The organism is Actinoplanes sp. CA-051413, from assembly GCF_050955795.1.
Lineage (GTDB): Bacteria > Actinomycetota > Actinomycetes > Mycobacteriales > Micromonosporaceae > Actinoplanes.
This window is the reverse complement of the sequence record NZ_CP192100.1, coordinates 6,312,390-6,333,375: the sequence shown is the minus strand read 5'-3', so window position 1 is coordinate 6,333,375 and position 20,986 is coordinate 6,312,390. Positions and strand designations below refer to the sequence as shown.

Genomic DNA, 20,986 nt, shown 5'->3' with positions numbered 1-20,986 from the left:
AGGGCTGCGTCGAGATGAGTGAGGGAGTCGTTGGCCACGGACCTGCTCGCCGAGCTGGCCGGCGCACGCCGCCTGGCCGTTGCCCACGACCGGCCCGACCTCGCCGAACGGCTGGACCGCGCGACCGCTCAGCTGCAACGCGGCGACGTCACCGTGGCGGTGGTGGGCGAGTTCAAGCAGGGCAAGAGCACGCTGGTCAACGCCCTGCTGCGCACCGACGTGTGCCCGGTGGACCCCGACGTCGTCACCGCGGTGCCGACCGTCCTGCGCTACGGCACCGAGCCCTCGGTCACCCTGCACGTGCCCGCCGAGGACGGCTCGGTGGACTCCGTCGCCGTGCCGTTCGACCAGCTCAGCGGGCATGTCACCGGCGCGGCTCCGGCGGCCGGGGCGCGGGCGCCGCGCAGTGTGGAGGTCCGCCTCGACCGCCGGCTGCTCGGTGCCGGGCTGTCCTTCGTCGACACGCCGGGCGTCGGCGGCCTCGACTCCGCGCACGGCAACCTGACCCTCGGCGCGCTGACCGGGGCCGCCGCGGCGCTGTTCGTCACCGACGCGTCCCAGGAGCTGACCGCCGCCGAGGTCGACTTCCTGCGCCGGGTGCTGGAGCGCTGCCCGGCCGCCTACTGCGTCGTCACCAAGACCGACCTGTACGGCGAGTGGCGGCGCATCGTCGAGCTCGACGCCGGGCACCTCGCCGCCGCCGGTCTCGACGTGCCGGTGGTGGCCGTCTCGTCGTTCCTGCGGCTGCGCGCCCAGGCCCGCGACAGCACCGAACTCAACACCGAGTCCGGTTATCCGTTGCTGGTCGAGCTGCTGCGCCGGGACGTGCTCGACGCGGCCCGGGCGGGGGCCCGCTCGGGCGCGCGCGCCGAGCTGGCGTTCGTCGTGGCCCAGCTGCGCGAGCGGGTGGTGGCCGAGCAGGCCGCGGCGAGCTCACCCGCGGCGGCGGAGACGCTGGTCCAGCGGTACGCCGAAAAGCAGCGCCGCACCCGCAGCCTGGGCTCCTGGCAGACCGTGCTCGGCGACGGCATCCAGGACCTCACCGCCGACGTCGACCACGACCTGCGCGAACGCCTGCGGACCATGCTGCGCTCCGGGGAGGAGCTGCTCAACGAGTCCGACCCGCGCGACACCTGGCAGGAGTTCCAGGCCTGGGCCGCCCGCGAGGCGTCCGCGGCCGCGGTGGACAACCTGATGCTGCTGGCCCAGCGCAGCGACCAGCTCGCCCAGGAGGTGGCCGCCCGCTTCGACCTGGAGTACGAGGGCCTCGACCTGGACCTGCCCTCCCCGGAGCAGGGGCTGGGCAAGGTGGGCGGCCTCGACGTGGACTTCCACCGCTCCGGCATGCAGCAGTTCCTCGGCGCGTTCACCGCCGCCCGGATCACCTACGGCGGCTTCTACATGCTCGGTGCCATCGGCGCGATGTTCAACGTGTTCATCGCCGCCCCGATCGGCCTGATCGCCGGGCTCACCCTGGGCCGCCGGCTGGTCAAGCAGGAACGCGAGCGGCAGATCCAGCAGCGCCGCCAGCAGGCCCGCACCGAGCTGCGCCGCTACGTCGACGACGTCTCCTTCCACGTGGGCCGCGACTCCCGCGAGGCGGTCCGGCGCACCCAGCGGCTGCTGCGCGACGAGTTCACCGCCCGGGCCGCCGCCGTGGAACGCTCGACGGCCGAGGCGGCGTCCGCGGTCCGCGAGATGGCCGCGCTGCCGGCGGACCAGCGTGCGGCGCGGGCCCGGCAGCTCGCCGCCCAGCGCGCGGAACTGGACAAGCTGGCATGACTCTGCTGGCGGAGGTGCAGGCGCTGCTGGACCGGGCGCTGGCCGAGACGGGTGACCCGGCCGTGCGGGCGGCGATCGGCGACGCCCGGCGCCGGCTGGGCGAGCCGCTGCGGGTGGCCATCGCGGGCAAGGTCAAGGCGGGCAAGTCCACCCTGCTCAACGCGCTGGTCGGTGAGGGCCTGGCGCCCACCGACGCGGGGGAGTGCACCCGCATCGTCACCTGGTACGCCGACGGCCCGACGTACGCGGTCACGGCCCACCTGCGGGACGGCAGCACCCGGCCGTTGCCGTTCCACCGGGTCGCCGGCGCGGTCCGGATCACCCTCGACCGGCCCGCCGAGCAGATCGACCACCTCGAGGTACGCGTCCCCAGCGCCCGGCTGCGCCGGCACACCCTGATCGACACGCCCGGCATCGCGTCGCTGTCCACCGACGTGTCCCTGCGGACCACCGCGTTCCTCGACGCCGAGGCCGACCGCCCCGCGCAGACCGACGCGGTCATCTACCTGCTGCGCCACATGCACGCCGACGACGTCCGCTTCCTGGAGTCCTTCCACGGCGACGACCTGGCCAGCGGCACCCCGGTCAACACCGTCGGGGTGCTCTCGCGGGCCGACGAGATCGGTGGCGCCCGGCTGGACGCGATGGAGGCGGCCGCCCGGGTCGCCGCCCGCTACGCCGCCGACGACCGGTTGCGCCGGCTCTGCCCCGTCGTCGTGCCGGTGGCCGGCCTGCTCGGCGCGGCCGGGGCGACCCTGCGCGAGGACGAGTTCCGCACCCTGGCCGCGGTGGCGGCGCTGCCGATGGCCGACGTGGTGGAGCTGCTGCTGACCGCCGACCGCTTCGGCGGCTCGGCACCCGGGCGGCGGGAGGCGCTGGGCCGGCTGGGGCTGTTCGGCGTGCGGCTGTCGGTGCGGCTCATCCGCGAGCAGAAGGTGCACGACTCGGCTGACCTGGCCGCCGCGCTGACCGCGCACAGCGGCATCGACCGGCTGCGGGAGGTCTTCGCGGCCCAGTTCGTCGGGCGCAGCGAGGTGCTCAAGGCTCGGTCCGCGCTGGCCGTGCTGGACGAGTTCATCGACCCCGGCTCGGCGCTGGCGGCGCAGGCCGAGCGGATCCGGGCCAGCGCCCACGAGTTCGTCGAGCTGCGGCTGCTGCACCTGCTGCGCTCGGGCCGGCTGCCGGGCACGCAGGCGCAGCTGGCCGAGATGGATCTGCTGCTCGGCGGGGCGGGCGGGGCCGCGTACCTGCGGCTGGGCCTGCCGGCCGACGCGTCGCCGGAGCAGATCGCCGCGGCGGCCCGGGAGGCCCTGGCCCGCTGGCAGACGCTGGCCGAGCACCCGTTCTCCGCCCGGGAGCTGCGCACCGCGGCCCGCGCGGTCACCCGCAGCTGCGAGGGCCTGCTGGCCGGCGTCGCCTGACCCTCGTCACCCCTCGGACGGCAGGGCGGCGAGCTTGCGGCGGACGGCCTCGGCGTCGGGGTGGCCCAGCTCGGTCAGGATGGCGAGGGCTTCGGTCCAGGCCCGCTCGGCCCGCGGGACGCGCCCGGCCGCCAGTTCCGCGTCGCCGAGGTGGGTGAGGGCCTGCGTCTGGTTGTACCGGTCGCCGAGGTCACGGGCGAGGCGCAGGGCGTGGCCGTAACACTCGATCGCCTCGTCGTGGCGGCCCAGGTGGTGGTGGGCGTAGCCGAGGCTGTCCCAGACGTGCGCCTGTCCGGCCCGGTTGCCGAGCCGCTCGTGCAGCGCCAGCGACTGCCGGCAGCACTCCAGCGCCTTGTCGTGCTCGCCCAGCATCGCGTGGTACCAACCGACCTGGTTCAGCGCGTCGGCCTGGCCGCGCTCGTCGGCCGCGTCGCGGTACAGCGCGAGGGCCCGCCGGGCGTGGTCCACCGCGGCGTCGTAACGGCCCTGATGGCCCCAGAGGTGGGCGAAGTTGCGGTGGGTGTGCGCCTGACCGATCCGGTGACCGATCGCGGTGTACAGGTCGAGAGCCTGTTGCAGGGAGGCGATGCTGTCGGCGTAGCTGCCGCGCAGCGTGTGGGTGCGGGCGATGCTGGTGTGCGCCCGCGCCTGGGCGGTGCGGTCGCCGAGCCGCTCGGCGGCCCGCAGCGCCGTCTGCCAGGCGGCGGCCCGCCCGGCCCAGTCGCCCTGCCGGTCCAGATAGGTGCTCAACGACCAGGTCAACTGCCAGGTGTACGCGTCATGCCCGGTCTCGGCGGTGTACGTGACAGTGGCCAGCAGCACCGGGTGCTCGGTGGCCAGCCAGGCCGTCGCAGCCTGCCGGTCGACGAGCTGCTCCGGACGGGCGTCGGCCGCCGGGGGAGCCAGGGGCAGCTCGATGGCACCCCGGGCCGGATCGAGCAGCCGGTCGGCGGCGTACGCGGTGTGCAGGTAATGGTCGAGAAGCCGGCGCACAGCGGCGTCCCGATCGGCGGCCGGATCAAGATCAGCGGTGAGGCCGGCGGCGTACGACCGCAGCAGGTCGTGGCTCACGTACCGGCCCGGGAGCTGCTCGGTCAGCAGGCTGGCCCGGGTCAGCTCGCCCAGCAGCCGCCGGGTGTCGGACGGCGGCAGCCCGGTCAGGCTCGCCACCGCCGCGGTCGCCGCGCTCGGCCCCGGATGCAGGGAGAACAGCCGGAACACCCGCTGCGCCGGGGCACTCAGCGCGTCGTACGACCAGGAGAACACCGACCGCACCCGGCCGGCCACGTCCCCGGTGTCCAGCGCGTCCAGCCGGTGGCCCTCCTCGGCCAGCTCGGCGGCCAGCGCGGCCAGCGGGAAACGCGACTGCCGGGCCCGGGCGGCGGTGATCGCCAGCGCCAGCGGCAGGCCCGCGCAAGCGGCGACGATCTCCTCGGCCGCGGCCGGCTCGGCGTCCACCCGGTCCCGGCCGAGCCGGCGGACCAGCAGCTCCCGGGCCTCGTCGTCGGTGAGGATGTCCAGCGGCAGCGCCTGGGCGTCGGCGGTGGCCAGCAGGCCGGTGAGCTGGTGCCGGCTGGTCACCAGGGCCAGCGAGCCCGGGGCGGCCGGCAGCAGCGGACGGACCTGCTCGGCGTCGCGGGCGTTGTCCAGCACCACCAGCACCCGCCGGTCCGCGAGCAGGGTGCGGTAGCGGCCGAGCTGGGCGTCGCGGCCCGGAGGCAGCCGGTCGGCCGGCACCCCGAGCGCGTCCAGGAAACCGCGGACCGCGTCGGCCGGGGCCAGGACCGCCTCGTCCTGGTCGAAGCCGCGCAGGTTCACGTACAGCTGGCCGTCGGGGAACCGCGGTGCCACGGTGTGCGCCCAGTGCACGGCGAGGGCGGTCTTGCCGACGCCGGCCATCCCGGACACCACCACGGCCCGCGCTGACTCCCGGTCGTGCAGGGCGTCCAGCTGTGCCAGATGTGCGGTCCGGCCCGCGAAGCCGGCGATGTCCGCGGGCAGCTGCGCCGGGCCGGAGCGGACGCCACCTGATGCCTCCCCGCGCAGCACCGAGCGGTGCACGTCCTGCAGGTCCGCGCCCGGCTCGACGCCGAGCTCCTCGATCAGATAGCGGCGGACGGCCGCGTAGTGGGCCAGCGCCTCGGCCGGGCGTCCCGCCGCCACCAGGGCCCGCATCAGCACCGCGGCCAGCGACTCGTGCAGCGGGAACTGGGCGGCCAGGTCAGCGAGGACCCGGATGACCTCGCCCGGGTTGTCGACTGCCAGCTCGGCCCGGGCCCAGGCCACGGCGGTGTCCGCGTACCGCCGGCGCCAGAGCTGCCGGGTCTGCGCGACCCACTCCCCGCCGAGGCCCGCCAGGGGCTCGCCGCGCCACAGCGCCATGCCCTGCCGCAGCAGGGCCACCCGCTGCTCGGCGGTGTGCTCGGGTCGCAGGGCCTGGGCAGTCAGCTCGCCCAGCCGGTGCACGTCCACGGTGGCCGGGTCGACCTCGAGGCGGTACGAGTCCGACGTGAGCACCAGAGAGCCCGGCACACCGGCGCGCTGCACGACCTGCCGGACCCGGGTGAGGTGCGCGTGCAGCGACTGCCGCGCGGACCGTGGCGGGGCCTGGCCCCAGACCCGGTCGATGAGCGTGGCGACCGGCACGGACCGGCCGGCGTCGGCGAGCAGAGCCGCCAGCACGGTCCGCTGCCGCGGGTGCCCGACGTCGACGCGCTCGGCGCCGTTCCACACCTCGACCGGACCCAGCAACCGGAAATCCCCCACGCCCGACCTCTCGTAGCCCAAGCCGTCGATCGAACCACAAGAATCCCGCAAGCGCCGTCTGGCACTGTCCTCATCGGAGGTCACCGCCATCGCCTCCGAGCGTCGGACGCGGCCCTTCGGTGATCGGCATCCCGCCGATTCGGGGGCGCCGAATGGCCGGGTCCGCGCCCGCGAGGACGGGCCAGTGGCGCGCCCGCGTCATGCTGATCAGGTGCGCTTCATCCTGAACGTCCTCTGGTTCATCTTCGGCAGCGGCTTCGTCCTGGCTCTGGGCTACGGGCTGGCCGCGCTGCTCTGCTTCGCTCTCGTGGTGACCATCCCGTTCGGGGTCGCGTCGCTGCGGCTGGCGTCGTACTCGCTGTGGCCGTTCGGCCGTACGCTGGTCACCCGGCCCTCCGCGGGCGTCGCCTCGGGCGTGGCGAACGTGCTGTGGGTCGTCATCGCCGGCTGGTGGCTGGCGCTGGGTCACGTGGTGGCGGGCGTCGCCCAGTGCGTCACGATCATCGGCATCCCGTTCGGCATCGCCAACTTCAAACTGGTCCCGGCGGCGTTCTGGCCGCTGGGCCGAGAGGTCGTCGACCTCGACGAAGCCGCCGGCTGAGCCGCGAGGGTCAGAGGCGGCTGTAGGCGGCCCGCAGCGCGGCATGCCGCTTCTTGTCGGCCAGCTGGCGCCGCTGCTCGATCACCTCAGTGGTGGCCCGCAGCTGCCGTTGCAGGGCGCCGAGCGGGACGCGACTCTCCGCCAGCCGCAACCGCGCCCCGGCACTCGCCAGGGTCCGCGGCACCTCGTCCAGCAAGGCGAGATCCGGCGTCCGGGCGGGCGGCACGGTGATCCCGGTCAGCTCGGCCACTCTGCGTTCGGCGTACGAGATCTGGCCCGGCAGGGCCCGCAGGCCCGCAGCCGCGTCGCGGATGTGGTTGTCATAGTCGCGGGCCGACCACTCCGACCGGAACTGGTCGGCGGACCCCATGGTCTTGCCCATCACGGCCCGCATCACCGTGCCCGCCGCCCCGACGGCCGCGCCGAGGTGCCGGCCGGCCTCCTCGCAATGTCCCAGCGCCTGGGTGAAGAGCAGCGTCACCACGACCAGCCGCTGATAGAGGCCGTCGTTGAGCCGCAGGGCGGGCTCGACCAGACCGTCGATCTGCTCGGCCAGATGCTCCGCCCGGGCCTGCTGCTGGTCGATGCGGACGGTCAGCTCCTGCTGGCTGCGCCGTAGCTCCCGGATCCGTTTGACCGTGGCTATGTGCTTACCGAGCGAACCGCCGAACCGGCCGGGAGCAGGCCGGCCGGCCAGCTCGGCCGTGGTCTGCTCGAGCCGCCGCTGATCGGCGTCGAGGGCGCCGGTCACGCTGCGGAAGACTGCCAGATGGGGGGCGAGCAACAGGCGTGCCTCGGCGTCGAGCATCGGGTGAGGATAGTCACCGGCACACCCCGCGGGCTACCTCTCGTGATCGATCGGTCGCCGGGTGCGACTTTCGACTGTCCTTATCGGGCGAATGTGCTTGCCCGGGCGGGGCGGTTCGTCGATCATCGCCCGATGGCCGCCGATTTCTCCGTCAAGCCCACCCTCGTCGGCCCCCGCGTCGTGCTGCGCCCGTTCCGGGCCGGTGACTTCCCGGCCGTCCGGGACGCGCTGCGCGATCCCGAGGTCGTCCGGCTCACCGGCAGCCAGCCGATCGTCTGGGACGAGGCCGCCGAGCAGCGGCTGCGCGAGTGGTACGGCACCCGCGCCGACCGCCCCGACCGTCTCGACCTCGCCGTGGAGGAGCGGGCCACCGGAGCCTGGGTCGGTGAGGTCGTCCTCAACGAGTGGGACCCGCCCAACCGCAGCTGCAACTTCCGGACCATGTTCGGACCCCAGGGGCGGGACCGGGGGCTGGGCACCGAGGCGGCCCGGCTGCTCGTCGGGTACGGCCTGGAGCAGCTCGGCCTGCACCGCATCGCCCTCGAGGTGTACGCGTTCAACCCGCGCGCCCGCCGCGCGTACGAGAAGGTGGGTTTTGTCGCCGAAGGGGTCCTGCGGGACGCGTTGCGCACGCCGCAGGGCTGGGTGGACGCCACGGTCATGGCGATCCTGGCCGACGACTGGAAGGGTCAGGACCAGCAGGGATGACCCTCGCGGGCGTCCCCTTCGGTGAGGACCTGCTCCGCGGAGCCGTCCGCCTTGGCGACCACGATCTTCGGCTGGTTGACCGGCCCGCGGGTGAAGGCCAGCCAGCTGCCGTCCGGCGCCCAGGACGGATCCATCTCCCGGTCCTCGTGCTTGGTCAGCTGCTTCGGGTTCTTGCCGTCGGGACTGATCGTCCAGATGTCCCCCGCGTCGCCCGGGTCACGGGTGTAGGCGATCCGCATCCCGTCCGGTGACCAGTTCGGGTCCACACCGGGGCCACTGTCGCCCTCGGTCACCTGCAGGCCGGGCTCCTCCGGATCGTTGGCATTCAGGATGAAGATCTGCCGCTCACCCTGCACCAGCTTCCAGTAGGCGATCGCCCCGCCGCCGGGCGACCAGGCCGGATCGTCCTTCATGCCGTCCGCCCAGGTCAGCTGGGTCGGCTTCGAGTCACCGATCTTGATGGTGAAGATCTGCGGGCTGCCGTCGACCTCGCGCAGGAACGCCAGTTTGCTGCCGTCGGGATTCCAGGACACCCGGCCACCGGTGGCGTTCTCCACGACCTTCTGCGGTTTGCTGCCGTCGGCGGCCATCACCCAGATCGCGTTGCTGCCGTCCGCCCCGTACCGGATCACTGCGATCTTCTTGCGGTTGCGGGACCACTCGGGCAGCCCGTCGCCGCCGGTGTCCGCGACAGCCGTGCGGCCGGGCTTGCCGGGGGTGAGCAGGTAGGCGCTGGACTTGAGCTCGGGCCGCTGGTCACCGCCCGCGTCGACCTGGACCAACATCCCGGCGGTGGGGAAGATCAGCGGCGCACTGACCGACGGGGAGGCGGTCGGCGGCGCGGCCGTGTCCCGGTCCTTGTCACCGCGCCGGACCAGGGCGACCAGGACCGTGGTCCCGGCGATCATCGCGAGGGTGAGGGCGCCGACCAGGACCAGCAGCTTGCCGTTGCGCTTGGCCGGCCGCCGGTCGCCGCCGGTCGGTGCCGGCGGGTAGTGCACCGGCGGCGGCGGGGCGGGGCTCGCCGGCTGCGGGAACGTGCGGGTCGCGGCCGCGGAAGGCTGCCGGTTCGAGGGTACGGAGGCAGCGCCGCGCGAGTAGGCCACCGGGCCGGGCGCCGTCCCGCCGCTGACCGGCCTGTCGGCCTGCACCGCATCGCCGGGCATGATCCGGGTGGCTGCTGCGCCCCCGGGCGCGACCTGTGCCCCGTTCCCGTTGCTGTTCCCGTTGCCGTTGCCGTGGCCGCTGCCCGGCAGGAGCTGCGTGGATCCGGCGTCGTCGTGCGGCCCAGTGTTGATGCCTGTCGCCGCGTGCGTCGATGCGCCGGCGTCGTGCGTGGCCGTGCCTTTGGCCGCCGCGGCGTGCGTCGGTGCGCCGGCGTTGTCGTGCGGTGCGGTGCCGTTGCCCGGCGTGGCGTGCGTAGATTCGGCGTCGTGGGGTGCGGCCGACCACGGGTCCTGCGGGAACCCCGCGGAAGCCGGCGCTTCGAGCAGGGCGTCGTTCCCGGCTTCCGGGTCCTGCCCGGCCGCCGTCGCGTCGGCGGCGACGGGCGTGACCGGCTCCGGACCGGCCACGGCGACCGGCGCCGGCGCCACCGCGTCGTCGAAAGGCGACACCCCGCCGGTGACCAACGCCGTAGCCACCGCCGCGCCCATCGCGATGCTGTGCTCCGGATGCGGGTCGGCCACCACCGGCCGGTCGAACGCCGTCGCCAGCAGCTGCCCGATCAGCGGGATCCGGGACGACCCGCCGGCCAGCAGCACCGCGTCCAGCTCGGCCGGCGCCACCCGGGCCGCGCGCAGCGCCCGGTGCATCGCCGCGACCGTGTCGGCCAGCGCCGGGGCGATCATCGATTCCAGTTCGGAGCGGTTCAGCCGGACCCGGGTGTGCACGCCGGGCAGCGCCACCGGGATCATCACCTCGGTGTCGAAGGACAGCGCCTCCTTGGCCTCCACGCAGTCGCGGCGCAACCGGGCCAGGGCGGTGACCACGTCGGGCTCGTTCGGGTCCAGGCCCTCGACCCGGTCGCCGAGCACCCCCAGGACGTGCCCGAAGACCGCCTCGTCGAAGTCCGCGCCGCCGAGCTGCTCGATGCCCTCGGGCTCGCCGAGCACCTGGAAGCCCTCACCCTCACGGCGCAGCACCGCCGCGTCGAAGGTGCCGCCACCCAGGTCGTACACGGCCACTGTCTCGCCCGGACCGATCCGGCGGGCGGTCGCGTGCTGGAGCGCCGCGGCCTCCGGCTCGGTGCGCAGCAGCGCCGGCCCGGTGTCGGCCAGCCGCAACGCCTGGTCCAGCTGCTCCCGTTTGTACGGTCCCCAGTTCGCCGGGTGCGTCACGGTCAGCACCGCGGGCGGCCCGTCCTGCAGCCGGATGACCGTGTCCAGCACGTGCCGCAGCAGCTTGGCGGTCAGCGCGTGCGCCGAGAACGGCACGCCACCGGCCAGGATCGGCACCGGGTCGCCGATGCGGCGCTTGAACTCGCGGGCCAGCCGGGCCGGCTCGGCCTGACCGCGGCGCTCGGCGGCCTCACCGATCAGCAGGCCGCCGTCGGGGCGCACGAACACCAGCGACGGGATCTCGGCCCGGCGCCCGCCCAGCCGGACCACCTCGGTGCGCCCGTCGACGCGGACCGCCGCCGCCGTCTGGGTCGTACCGAGATCGATCCCCAAGCCGTACTGCATCGCCACAGCTAGAGACCTTAGGGGCAACGCGCCAGCCCCGGCACCGCCGGACGGGCGGTGTCGCGGGTGGTTCTCCGCAGCTCACCCCGCCGCGGACGGGCCGGGCCAGTCATCCGTACGGGGTACGGCGAGGCGGTAGAGCGTCAGTGCCGCCAGCGAAGGCGCGTCCACGACGAGTCCGGTGCGGATCGCGCGGTCCACCTCTTGGTCGGTGAAGCGGCGGTGCACCATGTCCTGTTCGCCGGGCTCGCGGTCCGGCTCACCGGGCGTCAGCCCGGTCGCGAGGTACACGTCGAAACCCTGGGTCGAGAAGCCGTAGGCCTCGTACAGGTGACCGAGGTGGATCAGCTCGGTGGCCCGCAGGCCGGTCTCCTCGGCGAGCTCGCTGCGGGCCAGCTCAGCGGAGGTGCCGTGGGCGCCGCGCCCCCAGCTGCCCTGCGGGAATTCCCAGGCCCGCCGGCCGACCGGGTAGCGGTACTGCTCGACCAGCCAGAAGCCGCCTTCCCAGCGGGGGAGTACCAGGGCGAAGTCCGGCTTCTCAACGACGCCGTAGACGCCGGGGGTGCCGTCCGGACGGCGGATCGTGTCCTCGCGGACGGTCATCCAGGGATTGCGGTACACCACGCGGGTGCTCGTCTGTTCCATCCCGTCGATCGTGGCAACCGGCGGCGAGTGCTCAGCCGGGCCGGCGTTGCATGATGTGGCCGGTCGCGGTGAAGCGTTCGTTGCCGGCCAGCGGGCCGGTCCGGGTTTCTCGCACGACGAAGCCCTCGTTCCAGAGTCAGGAAGGTGTCGAGGCCGGCTGAGTCGCGCAGTTCGTCGAGGCGTGCGGCGTCGTGGATGCGGCAGAGGGCGGGCCAGTCACTGTCGTCATACGCACGGATCAGCACAGCGGACATCGTGCCGAGAGCGCCCAGGTCACGCAGCTGAATTACTGAACGTTTCAGCCTTGTTGACAGTTCGTTACCCAGGGGATCAACATATCTGAACTGACTGATGGAAGCGCTCCCAAGGAGACCTTTTGTGATCCGAACCCTCGGCGCCGCCGTCCTGCTCGTGGCCGGCCTCACCGCCGTACCGGCCGGTCCGGCCGCTGCCGCCGACGAGGTCGAGCAGGTCGTCAACGGCGGCTTCACCACCGGCATCGACCCATGGTGGGGCAATCCCGGGCCGCTGACCCTGACCGACGGCAAGGCCTGTATGGACGTGCCGGGCGGCACCAGCAACCGGTGGGACGTCGCCGTCGGTCAGAACGACATCGATCTCGTCGCGGGCGAGACCTACCGGTACTCGTTCACAGCCAGCGGCGATCCCGATGGGCATGTCGCCCGGGCGATCGTGGGGCTGGCAGTCTCGCCGTACGACACGTACTTCGAGGCGTCGCCGGCGTTGACCGTCTCGGGCGACACGTACTCGTACACCTTCACCTCGGCCGTGACCACCGCCCAGGCGCAGGTCGCGCTCCAGGTCGGCGGCAGCGCCGACCCCTGGCGGCTCTGCCTGGACGACGTCTCGCTGGTCGGCGGCGTGCCGCCGGAGGTCTACGTGCCCGACACCGGGCCGCGGGTGCGGGTCAACCAGGTCGCCTACCTGCCGCGCGGGCCGAAGAAGGCCACGCTGGTCACCGCGGCCACCACCAAGCTGCCCTGGCAGCTGAAGAACGCGGCCGGCGCCACCGTCGCGCGGGGCACCACCGTGCCGCGCGGGGTCGACGTGTCGTCCGGGCAGAACGTGCAGACGATCGACTTCAGCCGCTACCACAAGCGCGGCACCGGCTACACGCTGGTCGCCGACGGTGAGACCAGCCGGCCGTTCGACATCGACGCCGCCGTCTACGAGCAGCTGCGCGCCGACGCGCTGAAGTTCTACTACACCCAGCGCAGCGGCATCGAAATCCGCGAGGACTTGCGGCCCGGGTACGCTCGCCCGGCCGGCCACGTCGACGTCCCGCCGAATCTGGGCGACGGCTCGGTGCCCTGCCAGGCCGGTGTCTGCGACTACAAGCTGGACGTGACCGGCGGCTGGTACGACGCCGGCGACCACGGCAAGTACGTCGTCAACGGCGGCATCTCCACCTGGCAGCTGCTCAACCAGTACGAGCGCACCGCCGAGCCGCGCAAGCTGGGCGACGGCACGCTGGCCATCCCGGAGAGCGGCAACAAGGTCCCGGACCTGCTCGACGAGGCCCGCTGGGAGCTGGAGTTCATGCTCAAGATGCAGGCGCCGGCCGGGCAGCCGCTCGCCGGCATGGTGCACCACAAGATCCACGATGCCAACTGGACCGGGCTGCCGCTGCTGCCGCACCTCGACCCCCAGCAGCGTGAACTGCACCCGGTCTCGACCGCGGCGACGCTGAACCTGGCTGCCACCGCCGCCCAGGCCGCCCGCATCTACCGCCGCTACGACAAGGCGTTCGCCGCCAAGGCCCTGGCCGCCGCTCGCGCCGCCTACACCGCCGCGCTCGCCAACCCGGACCGGCTCGCTCCGGAGTCCGACGGGGTCGGCGGCGGCGCCTACAACGACACCAAGGTCGACGACGACTTCTACTGGGCCGCCGCCGAGCTCTACATCACCACAGGCGAGAAGAAGTACGCCCGCGACATCCTCGCCTCACCGGTCCACACCGCCGACATCTTCGGCAGCGGCGCCTTCGACTGGGCCAGCACGGCCGCGGCCGGCCGCATGGACCTGGCCCTGCTGCCGAACAAGCTGCCCGGCCGCAACAAGGTCCGCGCCTCGGTCGTCGCCGGCGCGGAGAAGTACCTCAAGATCCAGAATGCTCACCCGTACGGCGTCGCGTACGCCCCGGCGAACAACATGTGGGACTGGGGCTCGAACAGCACCATCCTCAACAATCTGGTCGTGGTGGCCTCCGCCTACGACATCACCGGCCGCGACAAGTTCCGCAACGCGGTCTACGAGGGCATGGACTACATCTTCGGCCGCAACGCCCTCAACCAGTCCTACGTGACCGGCTACGGCGAGATCAGCTCGCACAACCAGCACAGCCGCTGGTACGCCCACCAGCTCGACCCGGCCCTGCCCAACCCGCCGCGGGGCACCCTGGCCGGCGGGCCCAACTCCTCGATCCAGGACCCGTACGCCCAGAGCAAGCTGACCGGCTGCGTGGGCCAGTTCTGCTACATCGACGACATCCAGTCCTGGTCGACGAACGAGCTGACCATCAACTGGAACGCACCGCTGGCCTGGGTCGCGTCCTACATCGCGGACCAGAACTAGACTCCATGGCGTGATCGACGTCGAGAAGCCCGTGTGGCTTCTCGACGTCGACGGCGTCATCAACACGATCAAGCCCGGCTGGGGCGCCGCACCGCGCAAGTCGCTGGTGTGGTCGGGGGCGGACAACACGTCGTACGTGTTGCGCTGGTCCCCGCTGCTGGTGGACCGGATCCGGGCGCTGCACACCGACGGCCGGGTCGAGGTCCGCTGGTGCACGACCTGGTGCCCGGAGGCGGAACGCCTGGAGGACTTGTGGCACCTGCCCGCGCTGGTGCGGGCCCTGGACGCCGACCCGATGCCCCGCGGCGCGCAGTGCTGGCCGCTGAAGCTGGCGGCGGCCTGGGAGGTGCTGGCCGAGGGCCGCCGGCTCATCTGGACCGACGACGAGGCACTGCCCGCGCCCGGTCCGGCGCGTGACGAGCTGACTGCGGGCGGTCGGGCGCTGCTGATCGCCCCGCGGGCCAACCGGGGCCTGCAACCGGCCGACCTGCACCTGATCGAGAAGTTCGCCGAGGGACGCCGCCTGCCGACCCGCCGCGTCGCGGGCCGCCACCGCCAGTCGCCGGACTGACCATCAGACCGGGTGCTGCTCCAGGAACCGCCACGGTTCGTCCGTGCCCACGCCTGACGGATACCCCGGCCACGGCGGGCGGGAAACGCCACGGCGGGCCCGGCACAGACGCCGGACCCGCCGATGGCGTCTCTTCTGGTCAGCGTCGCAGCGTCAGCAGCGCCGGCCGGTACGGCAGCAGCCCGTAGTCGCCGCCGGAGCTCGGCGAGCGGCCCTGGTAGAGCAGCTGCAGGTTGCACGGGTCGACCGTCATCGTCTGGTCGGCGTTGGTGCGGATCAGCTCACCGTGGCTGATGTCGTTGGTCCACGTCGCCCCGCTGTTGGCCTTGCCCGCGAACGGGTTGCTCTCCGTCGCGGCCTGCGGCGTCCACGAGCCGTTCAGGCTGCTGGCCGTGAAGGACCGGAAGTAGCGGCCGTTCGCGCCGATGGCTTCGACGATCATCAGGTACTGGTTCTGGCCCTGGAGCTTGTAGACCTGGGGTGCTTCGAACAGGTTGTTCTTCGTGTCGCTCATGACCACGGTCGAGGTCGAGCCGAAGTTGCCGGGGAAGTTGCCGATCGGCATGCTGGCCCGGTAGATCTTGCCGTTGTCGCCGGCGAAGAACAGGTACATGTTCGTGCCGTCACCGATCAGGGTCTGGTCGATCGGTCCGGTGTCGGAGCCGCTGATCGAACCGGTGAACAGCGGCTGGGCCGCCGACCAGCTGTTGGCGTTGGCGGGGTCGGTCGACGTGCGGTAGGAGAACGCGGTCGGGCCCCACTGGTGGGCCAGCACCCAGATGTTCTTCGGCGCGAAGTAGAACAGCGACGGCGCGACGGTCCCGGCGTTCATCTTGTTCTGGGCGGCCGAGCCGAGCTCGGAGAAGTTGTTGACCAGGCCGAAGTTCATCGAGCCCCACGAGGTGCCGGTGTCGTGGGTGGTGGCGTAGACGAGCTGCTTGCCGTTGTAGGGCGCGGTGGTGAAGTCCTTGAGCGACACCCAGCCCGACTTCGGGTTGGCCAGCGAGCCGGTCGAGTTCCACCGGTACGACGAGGGCAGCGCGCAGGCGGCCGGGGTCGTGGTGGGCGTGGTCGGCGAGGTGGTGGTGCCGCCGCCGGAGCCGTTGCACGAGGTGATCCGGGGACGGGCGGTGGTGTTGCCGTTGAACATGGTGGTGAAGCCGAACGCGTTGCCGGAGCCGTTGGCCTTCACCGTCATGACGGTGCCGCTGGCGTCCCAGGTCGCGGTGCCGCTCCAGACAGAGGAGACCTTCTGCGGCGCCGTGAAGGTGACCACGACACTCCAATCGCTGGCTCCGGTCACGGTGACCGTGGAGTTGTAGCGGTCGCCCCAGGCGGTGCCGGGGGTCAGCGTCGCGGTGCAGCTGCCCGATCCGGTGGCCGGCGGAGTGGTCGGGGAGGTCGTCGGGGTCGTCGTGCCGCCGGCGTTGAGGGCGTTCAGCACCGAGGTGTAGGCGGCCTTCTTGTTGCCGGAGCCGTCGAACAGCAGCGGGTTCTCACCCGGACGCCACGAGTCGCTGTCGCGGATGCCCCAGGCGGTGATGCCGGTGCACCGGGCCACCGCGAGGCAGGCCTTGGTGACGGTGGCGTAGATGTTGGCCTGGTTGCCGCCCTGCGCGATGTCCAGCTCAGTGATCTGCACGTCGACGCCGAGGTCGGCGAAACGCTGCAGGTTCGCCTGGTACGTGGAGTCGATGCCGGTGCCCAGGTGGGACTGGAAACCGACGCAGTCGATCGGCACGCCGCGGGACTTGAAGTCACGGACCATGGTGTAGATGCCGGTCGACTTCGCGTTGACGCCGTCGGTGTTGTAGTCGTTGTAGCAGAGCTTCGCGGCCGGGTCCGCCGCGCGGGCGGCACGGAAGGCCGCCTCGATCCAGTCGTTGCCGGTGCGCTGCAGGTTCGAGTCGCGCCGGGCGCCGCTGCCGCCGTCGGCAAAGGCCTCGTTGACCACGTCCCAGGCGTAGATCTTGCCCTTGTAGTGGGTGGCGACCTGCGTGACGTGGTTGATCGCGGCGTTGCGCAGCGCGGTGCCCGACAGCGACTGGGCCCAGCCGGGCTGCTGAGCGTGCCAGAGCAGAGCGTGGCCGCGCACCTTGGCGCCCATCGAGATGCCCTGGTTGAGGATGCGGTCGCCGTTGGTGTACGTGAACCGGCCCTGCGAGGGCTCGGTGGCGTCCCACTTCATCTCGTTCTCGGGCGTGACCGCGTTGAACTCGCTGTTCAGGATCCGGGTGTAGGTCGAGTCACCCAGCCGGCCGGCCGCGATCGCCGCACCGAAGTAGCGGCCCTTCTGGGCGGCTGAGGCGCCCAGCGTCGTGGCCGCGTCGGCGGACTGGGTGTAGACGACGCTCAGCCCGGCGGCGACCAGGCCGGCGATGCCTGCGGCCACCAGCACGATCCGCCGTCGCGGGGCTCGACGATGGGCGGGTGGATGAACAGACGCAGTCATAACGTACCTCTCGGGAAGGGATGGCGCGAAGAAAAGGGATGATCGCGCGGTCGGAATGCTGCCACGCCAATCGCCGAATATCAACCGGTGAGCCATTTATCGGACCGAAAAGAATGGTTGAACGGCGACTTCGAAACGGCTTCCGGCGAAACACATTTAAGGAAAAGCAAAGGTCATATCCGCAGGTCGGGGCGGTGCTGACGGCACGAAAAAGGCCGTCTGCCGATAATGCGGCAGACGGCTGCGAAAAGCCAGGGGCCGGGTCGGCGCGGGGAGGCGCCGACCCGGCTGATCCGGTGCGGTGGCGGTTACTTGTAGGTGATGTCCGAGGCGCTGAAGAAACAGTTCTTGCCGTCCGCTCCGGAACCGGTCTTCGGCGGCTCGGCGCCGGTGTTGTTGCCGGTGAAGCGGTCGCAGATCGCGAGCTTCTTCTTGCTGTCCCCGACGATCGTGATGCCGGAGAACGTCGCCGTGTCCCCGAAGTTGGTGTTGATGCCGGCCAGCGACTTGCCCGGCGCGCTGGCGGTGATGTTCTGCAGCACCACGGTCCGCTTGTACTGCGTCTTGCAGTTGCCGCACGAGCGGTAGAGCTTGCCGAAGTCGCTGACCTGGAAGTTGCGGACGGTCAGCGTGCCGCCGCCGTTGTGCTGGAAGACCTTGTCCGAGGCCGAGCGGGCGCCGCCGCCGTCAACGGTGTAGCGGGCCGAGGTGCCGCCCTTGAACGTGGCGGCGTCCTCGCCGACGTCCTCCCACCAGACGTTGACCAGGGTGCACGAGCCGCTGCAGTGCACGCCGTCACCGGCCGGGGCGCCGATGATGACGTTCTTGAGGGTGGCGCCGTCGGCCAGTTTGAACATCGGGTCCTGGCTCTCGCCCTGGCCGCCGTCGCCGATGCCGAAGTACCGCTTGAGGCCGCCGTCGAAGGTGCCCGAGACGTTGGTCGTCGCGCTGACCTTGACCAGGCCCTTGGCGGACGGCCAGGCCGTGGCGGCCGAGGCGTTCTGGGTGAAGGCGACCGCGGTGACGCCGAGACCGCAGGCCAGGACGGCCGCGATGGCAGTGCCCCGCCAGCGCCGGAACCGGCCGGGGGAACTCTCTGGAGATGTGGGGGAGGACGTTTCCATACCCGTCCAGTGGCCGGGGGCACCCGGGAGGTTGCCGTGCGTCGCAAGATTTCTTCGCCGGTTCCGCGGGTAGGCCGAGGACATGGCTGCGCCCGGCGTCCTCACCCGATACACGACCGCGGCCGCCCTGGCGCGGCTCGCCGACGAGGGCAGCCGCGTGGCGCTGCTGCTGCATGTGCTCGCAGTCGGGCGGGGCGCGGCGTTCGGCGGCCTGCTGATCGGCGCGCTGATGGTGCCGCATGTGCTGGCGGCGCCGCTGGTGGGGGCACTCGCCGACGCTGTCCGCCGGCGCCGGCCGCTCTACGTCGGCGGGCTGCTCGGCTTCGCGGCCGGCTTCACCGGTGCGGCGCTGCTGGCCGAGCCGGCCCCGGCCGCGGCGTTTGTGGCGGCGATACTGGCCGGCTGCTGCGCGCCGCTGCTGATCGGCGGTCTGTCCAGTCTGCTCGGCGAGCTCGCCGGCGATCGGCTGCCGCGGGCGTTCGGTCTCGACGCGACCTCCTACAGCCTGGCCGGCATCGTCGGCCCGGCCCTGGCCGCGGTCGTCGCGGGCTGGGCGGGGGCACTGTGGGCGGTGGCCGTACTCGCGGTCTCGTGCGCGCTCGCCGCGGCCATCGTGGTGTCGCTGCCGGTGCCGGACCGGACCCGGCCGAGCACCCCGCGACGGCGGGGGCAGGCGCTCAAGGCACTGTGGCAGGAGCCTCCGCTGGCCGCTGTCACCGCGGCCAGCACCGTCAGTCAGCTCGGCTTCGGCGCGCTGCCGATCGTCGCCGCGCTGCTCGCCGCGGGCCTGCACGATCCGGCGATGACCGGCCTGACGCTGTCCGCGTTCGCGGCCGGCAACCTGGTCAGCTCGCTGGCCTACGCCCGGCTGCCGGTGCGCCGGCTGCGGCCCGAGCGGCTCATGCTGGCCGGGCTGGTCGCCATGAGCGTGCCGTTCGCGGTGCTGCCGCTGGCCGCAGGGCGCTGGCCGACCCTGGCTCTGTTCGTGGTCGCGGGCCTGATCAACGGGCCGCTGTTCGCGTCCCTGCTGGTCGTCCGGGACCGGGAGGCGCCACCGGAGGCGCGGACCCAGGTCTTCACCATCGGGGCCGGGCTCAAGGTGACCGCCGCCGCGGCCGGGGTCGCCCTCGCGGGACTGGCCACCGGCCACGGCACGACCGTCCTGCTGCTCGCCGTCGCGGCCAGCCAGCTGCTGGCCGGCGGGCTCGGCGCCGCGCTGCTCAGGAGGCGCCGGCCAGCTCCTCGAGTGTCGCCCGCGCTCCCTTGAGGTGCAGCGAGGACAACACCGACCGGTACGCCGAGACGAACCGCTCGTTGTCGATCAGGTCCCCGAACAGGTCCCGGTCGGCGATGAAGGCCAGCGGGTCCGCACTCTGGCGCTGGGCCGCCGCGGTCAGGGTGTCCTTGAGCCGGTCCACCACCTCGATCGGGTTGCCCTGCTCGTCGACGCCCTCGGCGTACCGGGCCCAGCTGGCCACCACGGCGGTGGATCGCAGGATCTCGCCGCCGGTCTCGAGGTTGTGCCGGATCACCGGCAGCAGCCACTTGGGGATGCGGTCGGAGCTCTCCGCGCAGAGCCGGGCCACGGTGTCGCGTACCTGGTCGTTGGAGAAACGGTCGATGAGCTGGTGCTTGTACTCGTCCAGGTCGATGCCGGGCACCGGCTCCAGGGTCGGCGTGGCCTCGCGGTCCATGTACGCCAGCAGGAAGTCGGCGAACAGCCGATCCTGGGCGACGTCGTGCACGAGCCGGTAGCCGGCCAGGTAGCCGAAGTAGCAGAGCGCCTGGTGGCTGGCGTTGAGCAGGCGCAACTTCATCAGCTCGTACGGCTCGACGTCGGCGACCACCTGCACGCCGGCGTCCTCGAACGGGGGCCGGCCCAGCGGGAACGCGTCCTCCAGGGCCCACTGGGTGAACGGCTCGCACACCACCGGCCAGGCGTCGTCCACGCCGAACCGCTTGCGGACCTCCGCGCGGTCGTCGTCCGTGGTCACCGGGGTGATCCGGTCGACCATGCTGTTGGGGAAGGCGACGTGCTGCTGCACCCACTCGCCCAGCTCCGGGTCCAGCAGGGTCGCGAAGGCGACGAAGCTGCGCCGGGCGGCGTGCCCGTTGCCCTGGATGTTGTCGCAACTCATGATCGTGAACGGCGGCACCCCGCGCTCACGCCGCCGGGCCAGCGCCGCGGTGATCAGCCCGAAGGTGGTGCGCGGCGGGTTGCCGGGCGTCAGGTCGTGCCGCACGTCCGGGTTGTCGGCAACGAAGTCGCCGGTGACGGCGTTGAAGTTGTAGCCGCCCTCGGTGATGGTCAGCGAGACGATGCGCACCTCGGGCCCGGCCATCTTCTCGATGACGGCCTCGGGGTCGTCCGGCGCGAACAGGTACTCCTTGATCGAGCCGACGACCCGGGCTTCCAGGGTGCCGTCCGGCGCCTTGACGACCAGCGTGTAGAGGCCGTCCTGGGCGTGCATCACCTCGGCCATGCGCCGGTCGGCCGGCATCACGCCCACCCCGCAGATCGCCCAGTCCAGCGCCCGGCCCGCGCCCATCAGCCGGTCGAGGTACATCGCCTCGTGCGCCCGGTGGAAGCCACCGACGCCGAAGTGCACGATCCCGGTCCGCAGCGCGCCGCGGTCGTAGGACGGGACCGGCAGCTCGGCGGGCAGGGACGACAAGTTCTGGGCATTGAGGGGCAGCATCGGCATGTCCTCCCAGCGCTGCTCTGACGGGCTCGGAGCCCCAGCATGGCATCCCGGGAGGCCCGTTGCCGGGCCCGGCGCGGCAGCAGCTTTCTCACCGTCCGTCAACACGGGCACACGCGCCGCACAA

The 20,986-nt window shown here is 72.5% G+C and carries 14 protein-coding genes; 7 read left to right on the top strand and 7 right to left on the bottom strand.

All coding sequences use genetic code 11. The annotated features are described in order from the left end of the window. The first annotated feature begins 18 nt into the window (after positions 1-18). Positions 19-1,782, top strand: coding sequence for a dynamin family protein (locus ACQP2Y_RS29830; protein ID WP_433718436.1), 1,764 nt, complete (start codon positions 19-21; stop codon positions 1,780-1,782). Next, the gene (locus ACQP2Y_RS29825; protein ID WP_433718435.1) at positions 1,779-3,203 is read left to right on the top strand and encodes a dynamin family protein; all 1,425 of its coding nucleotides are present in this window, start codon (positions 1,779-1,781) and stop codon (positions 3,201-3,203) included. Before ACQP2Y_RS29830 ends, ACQP2Y_RS29825 begins: the two co-directional genes overlap by 4 nt. Positions 3,204-3,209: 6 nt before the next feature. Here the strand turns inward: ACQP2Y_RS29825 and ACQP2Y_RS29820 are convergent, their stop codons facing one another. Then, positions 3,210-5,990, bottom strand: coding sequence for a BTAD domain-containing putative transcriptional regulator (locus tag ACQP2Y_RS29820; protein ID WP_433718433.1), 2,781 nt, complete (start codon positions 5,988-5,990; stop codon positions 3,210-3,212). Between the two features lie 190 nt (positions 5,991-6,180). Here ACQP2Y_RS29820 and ACQP2Y_RS29815 point away from each other — a divergent pair, with 190 nt between their 5' ends. Continuing rightward, positions 6,181-6,570, top strand: coding sequence for a YccF domain-containing protein (locus ACQP2Y_RS29815; protein ID WP_433718431.1), 390 nt, complete (start codon positions 6,181-6,183; stop codon positions 6,568-6,570). 10 nt (positions 6,571-6,580) lie between these two features. Here ACQP2Y_RS29815 and ACQP2Y_RS29810 read toward each other — a convergent pair whose 3' ends face one another. After that, the gene (locus tag ACQP2Y_RS29810; RefSeq protein ID WP_433718430.1) at positions 6,581-7,378 is read right to left on the bottom strand and encodes a hypothetical protein; all 798 of its coding nucleotides are present in this window, start codon (positions 7,376-7,378) and stop codon (positions 6,581-6,583) included. A gap of 132 nt (positions 7,379-7,510) precedes the next feature. On the opposite strand from ACQP2Y_RS29810, the gene ACQP2Y_RS29805 reads away from it, so the two are divergent. Beyond that, on the top strand, positions 7,511-8,086 hold the full coding sequence (locus tag ACQP2Y_RS29805; RefSeq protein WP_433718428.1) for a GNAT family N-acetyltransferase: 576 nt from the start codon (positions 7,511-7,513) through the stop codon (positions 8,084-8,086). On the opposite strand, the gene ACQP2Y_RS29800 is transcribed toward ACQP2Y_RS29805, so the two are convergent. Together ACQP2Y_RS29800 and ACQP2Y_RS29795 are read right to left on the bottom strand one after the other, a co-directional pair. Then, positions 8,068-10,770 carry an Hsp70 family protein gene (locus ACQP2Y_RS29800; RefSeq protein WP_433718427.1) on the bottom strand — a complete coding sequence of 901 codons (2,703 nt, stop codon included), beginning with the start codon at positions 10,768-10,770 and terminating at the stop codon, positions 8,068-8,070. The two genes, ACQP2Y_RS29805 and ACQP2Y_RS29800, sit on opposite strands and share 19 nt — an antisense overlap. Before the next feature lie 81 nt (positions 10,771-10,851). Continuing rightward, positions 10,852-11,415: an NUDIX domain-containing protein gene (locus tag ACQP2Y_RS29795; protein WP_433718425.1), complete on the bottom strand. Its 564-nt coding sequence runs from the start codon at positions 11,413-11,415 to the stop codon at positions 10,852-10,854. A gap of 351 nt (positions 11,416-11,766) precedes the next feature. Between ACQP2Y_RS29795 and ACQP2Y_RS29790 the strand changes: the two genes are divergently transcribed. Together ACQP2Y_RS29790 and ACQP2Y_RS29785 are read left to right on the top strand one after the other, a co-directional pair. Further along, positions 11,767-14,010 (top strand): glycoside hydrolase family 9 protein, encoded by a 2,244-nt coding sequence (locus tag ACQP2Y_RS29790; RefSeq protein ID WP_433718423.1) that lies wholly within the window; start codon positions 11,767-11,769, stop codon positions 14,008-14,010. A gap of 10 nt (positions 14,011-14,020) precedes the next feature. Beyond that, complete coding sequence (locus ACQP2Y_RS29785) at positions 14,021-14,581, top strand: hypothetical protein (RefSeq protein WP_433718422.1); 561 nt, start codon at positions 14,021-14,023, stop codon at positions 14,579-14,581. A gap of 139 nt (positions 14,582-14,720) precedes the next feature. Here ACQP2Y_RS29785 and ACQP2Y_RS29780 read toward each other — a convergent pair whose 3' ends face one another. Further along, complete coding sequence (locus ACQP2Y_RS29780; protein ID WP_433718420.1) at positions 14,721-17,033, bottom strand: non-reducing end alpha-L-arabinofuranosidase family hydrolase; 2,313 nt, start codon at positions 17,031-17,033, stop codon at positions 14,721-14,723. Between the two features lie 308 nt (positions 17,034-17,341). Next, positions 17,342-18,157, bottom strand: a complete 816-nt coding sequence (locus ACQP2Y_RS29775) for a pectate lyase (protein ID WP_433718419.1) — start codon at positions 18,155-18,157, stop codon at positions 17,342-17,344. A gap of 82 nt (positions 18,158-18,239) precedes the next feature. Here ACQP2Y_RS29775 and ACQP2Y_RS29770 point away from each other — a divergent pair, with 82 nt between their 5' ends. Next, positions 18,240-19,424: an MFS transporter gene (locus ACQP2Y_RS29770; RefSeq protein ID WP_433718417.1), complete on the top strand. Its 1,185-nt coding sequence runs from the start codon at positions 18,240-18,242 to the stop codon at positions 19,422-19,424. Here ACQP2Y_RS29770 and ACQP2Y_RS29765 read toward each other — a convergent pair. After that, the gene (locus ACQP2Y_RS29765) at positions 19,378-20,856 is read right to left on the bottom strand and encodes a mannitol dehydrogenase family protein (RefSeq protein WP_433718416.1); all 1,479 of its coding nucleotides are present in this window, start codon (positions 20,854-20,856) and stop codon (positions 19,378-19,380) included. The genes ACQP2Y_RS29770 and ACQP2Y_RS29765 overlap by 47 nt on opposite strands. Between the last annotated feature and the right edge of the window lie 130 nt (positions 20,857-20,986).

Excerpts from the sequence above, each read along its gene's own strand:
- ACQP2Y_RS29825 (WP_433718435.1), top strand. The coding sequence starts at position 1,779 with ATGACTCTGCTGGCGGAGGTGCAGGCGCTGCTGGACCGGGCGCTGGCC.
- ACQP2Y_RS29810 (WP_433718430.1), bottom strand. The coding sequence starts at position 7,378 with ATGCTCGACGCCGAGGCACGCCTGTTGCTCGCCCCCCATCTGGCAGTC.
- ACQP2Y_RS29805 (WP_433718428.1), top strand. The coding sequence starts at position 7,511 with ATGGCCGCCGATTTCTCCGTCAAGCCCACCCTCGTCGGCCCCCGCGTC.
- ACQP2Y_RS29800 (WP_433718427.1), bottom strand. The coding sequence starts at position 10,770 with ATGCAGTACGGCTTGGGGATCGATCTCGGTACGACCCAGACGGCGGCG.
- ACQP2Y_RS29795 (WP_433718425.1), bottom strand. The coding sequence starts at position 11,415 with ATGGAACAGACGAGCACCCGCGTGGTGTACCGCAATCCCTGGATGACC.
- ACQP2Y_RS29790 (WP_433718423.1), top strand. The coding sequence starts at position 11,767 with ATGGAAGCGCTCCCAAGGAGACCTTTTGTGATCCGAACCCTCGGCGCC.
- ACQP2Y_RS29780 (WP_433718420.1), bottom strand. The coding sequence starts at position 17,033 with ATGACTGCGTCTGTTCATCCACCCGCCCATCGTCGAGCCCCGCGACGG.
- ACQP2Y_RS29775 (WP_433718419.1), bottom strand. The coding sequence starts at position 18,157 with ATGGAAACGTCCTCCCCCACATCTCCAGAGAGTTCCCCCGGCCGGTTC.
- ACQP2Y_RS29770 (WP_433718417.1), top strand. The coding sequence starts at position 18,240 with ATGGCTGCGCCCGGCGTCCTCACCCGATACACGACCGCGGCCGCCCTG.
- ACQP2Y_RS29765 (WP_433718416.1), bottom strand. The coding sequence starts at position 20,856 with ATGCTGCCCCTCAATGCCCAGAACTTGTCGTCCCTGCCCGCCGAGCTG.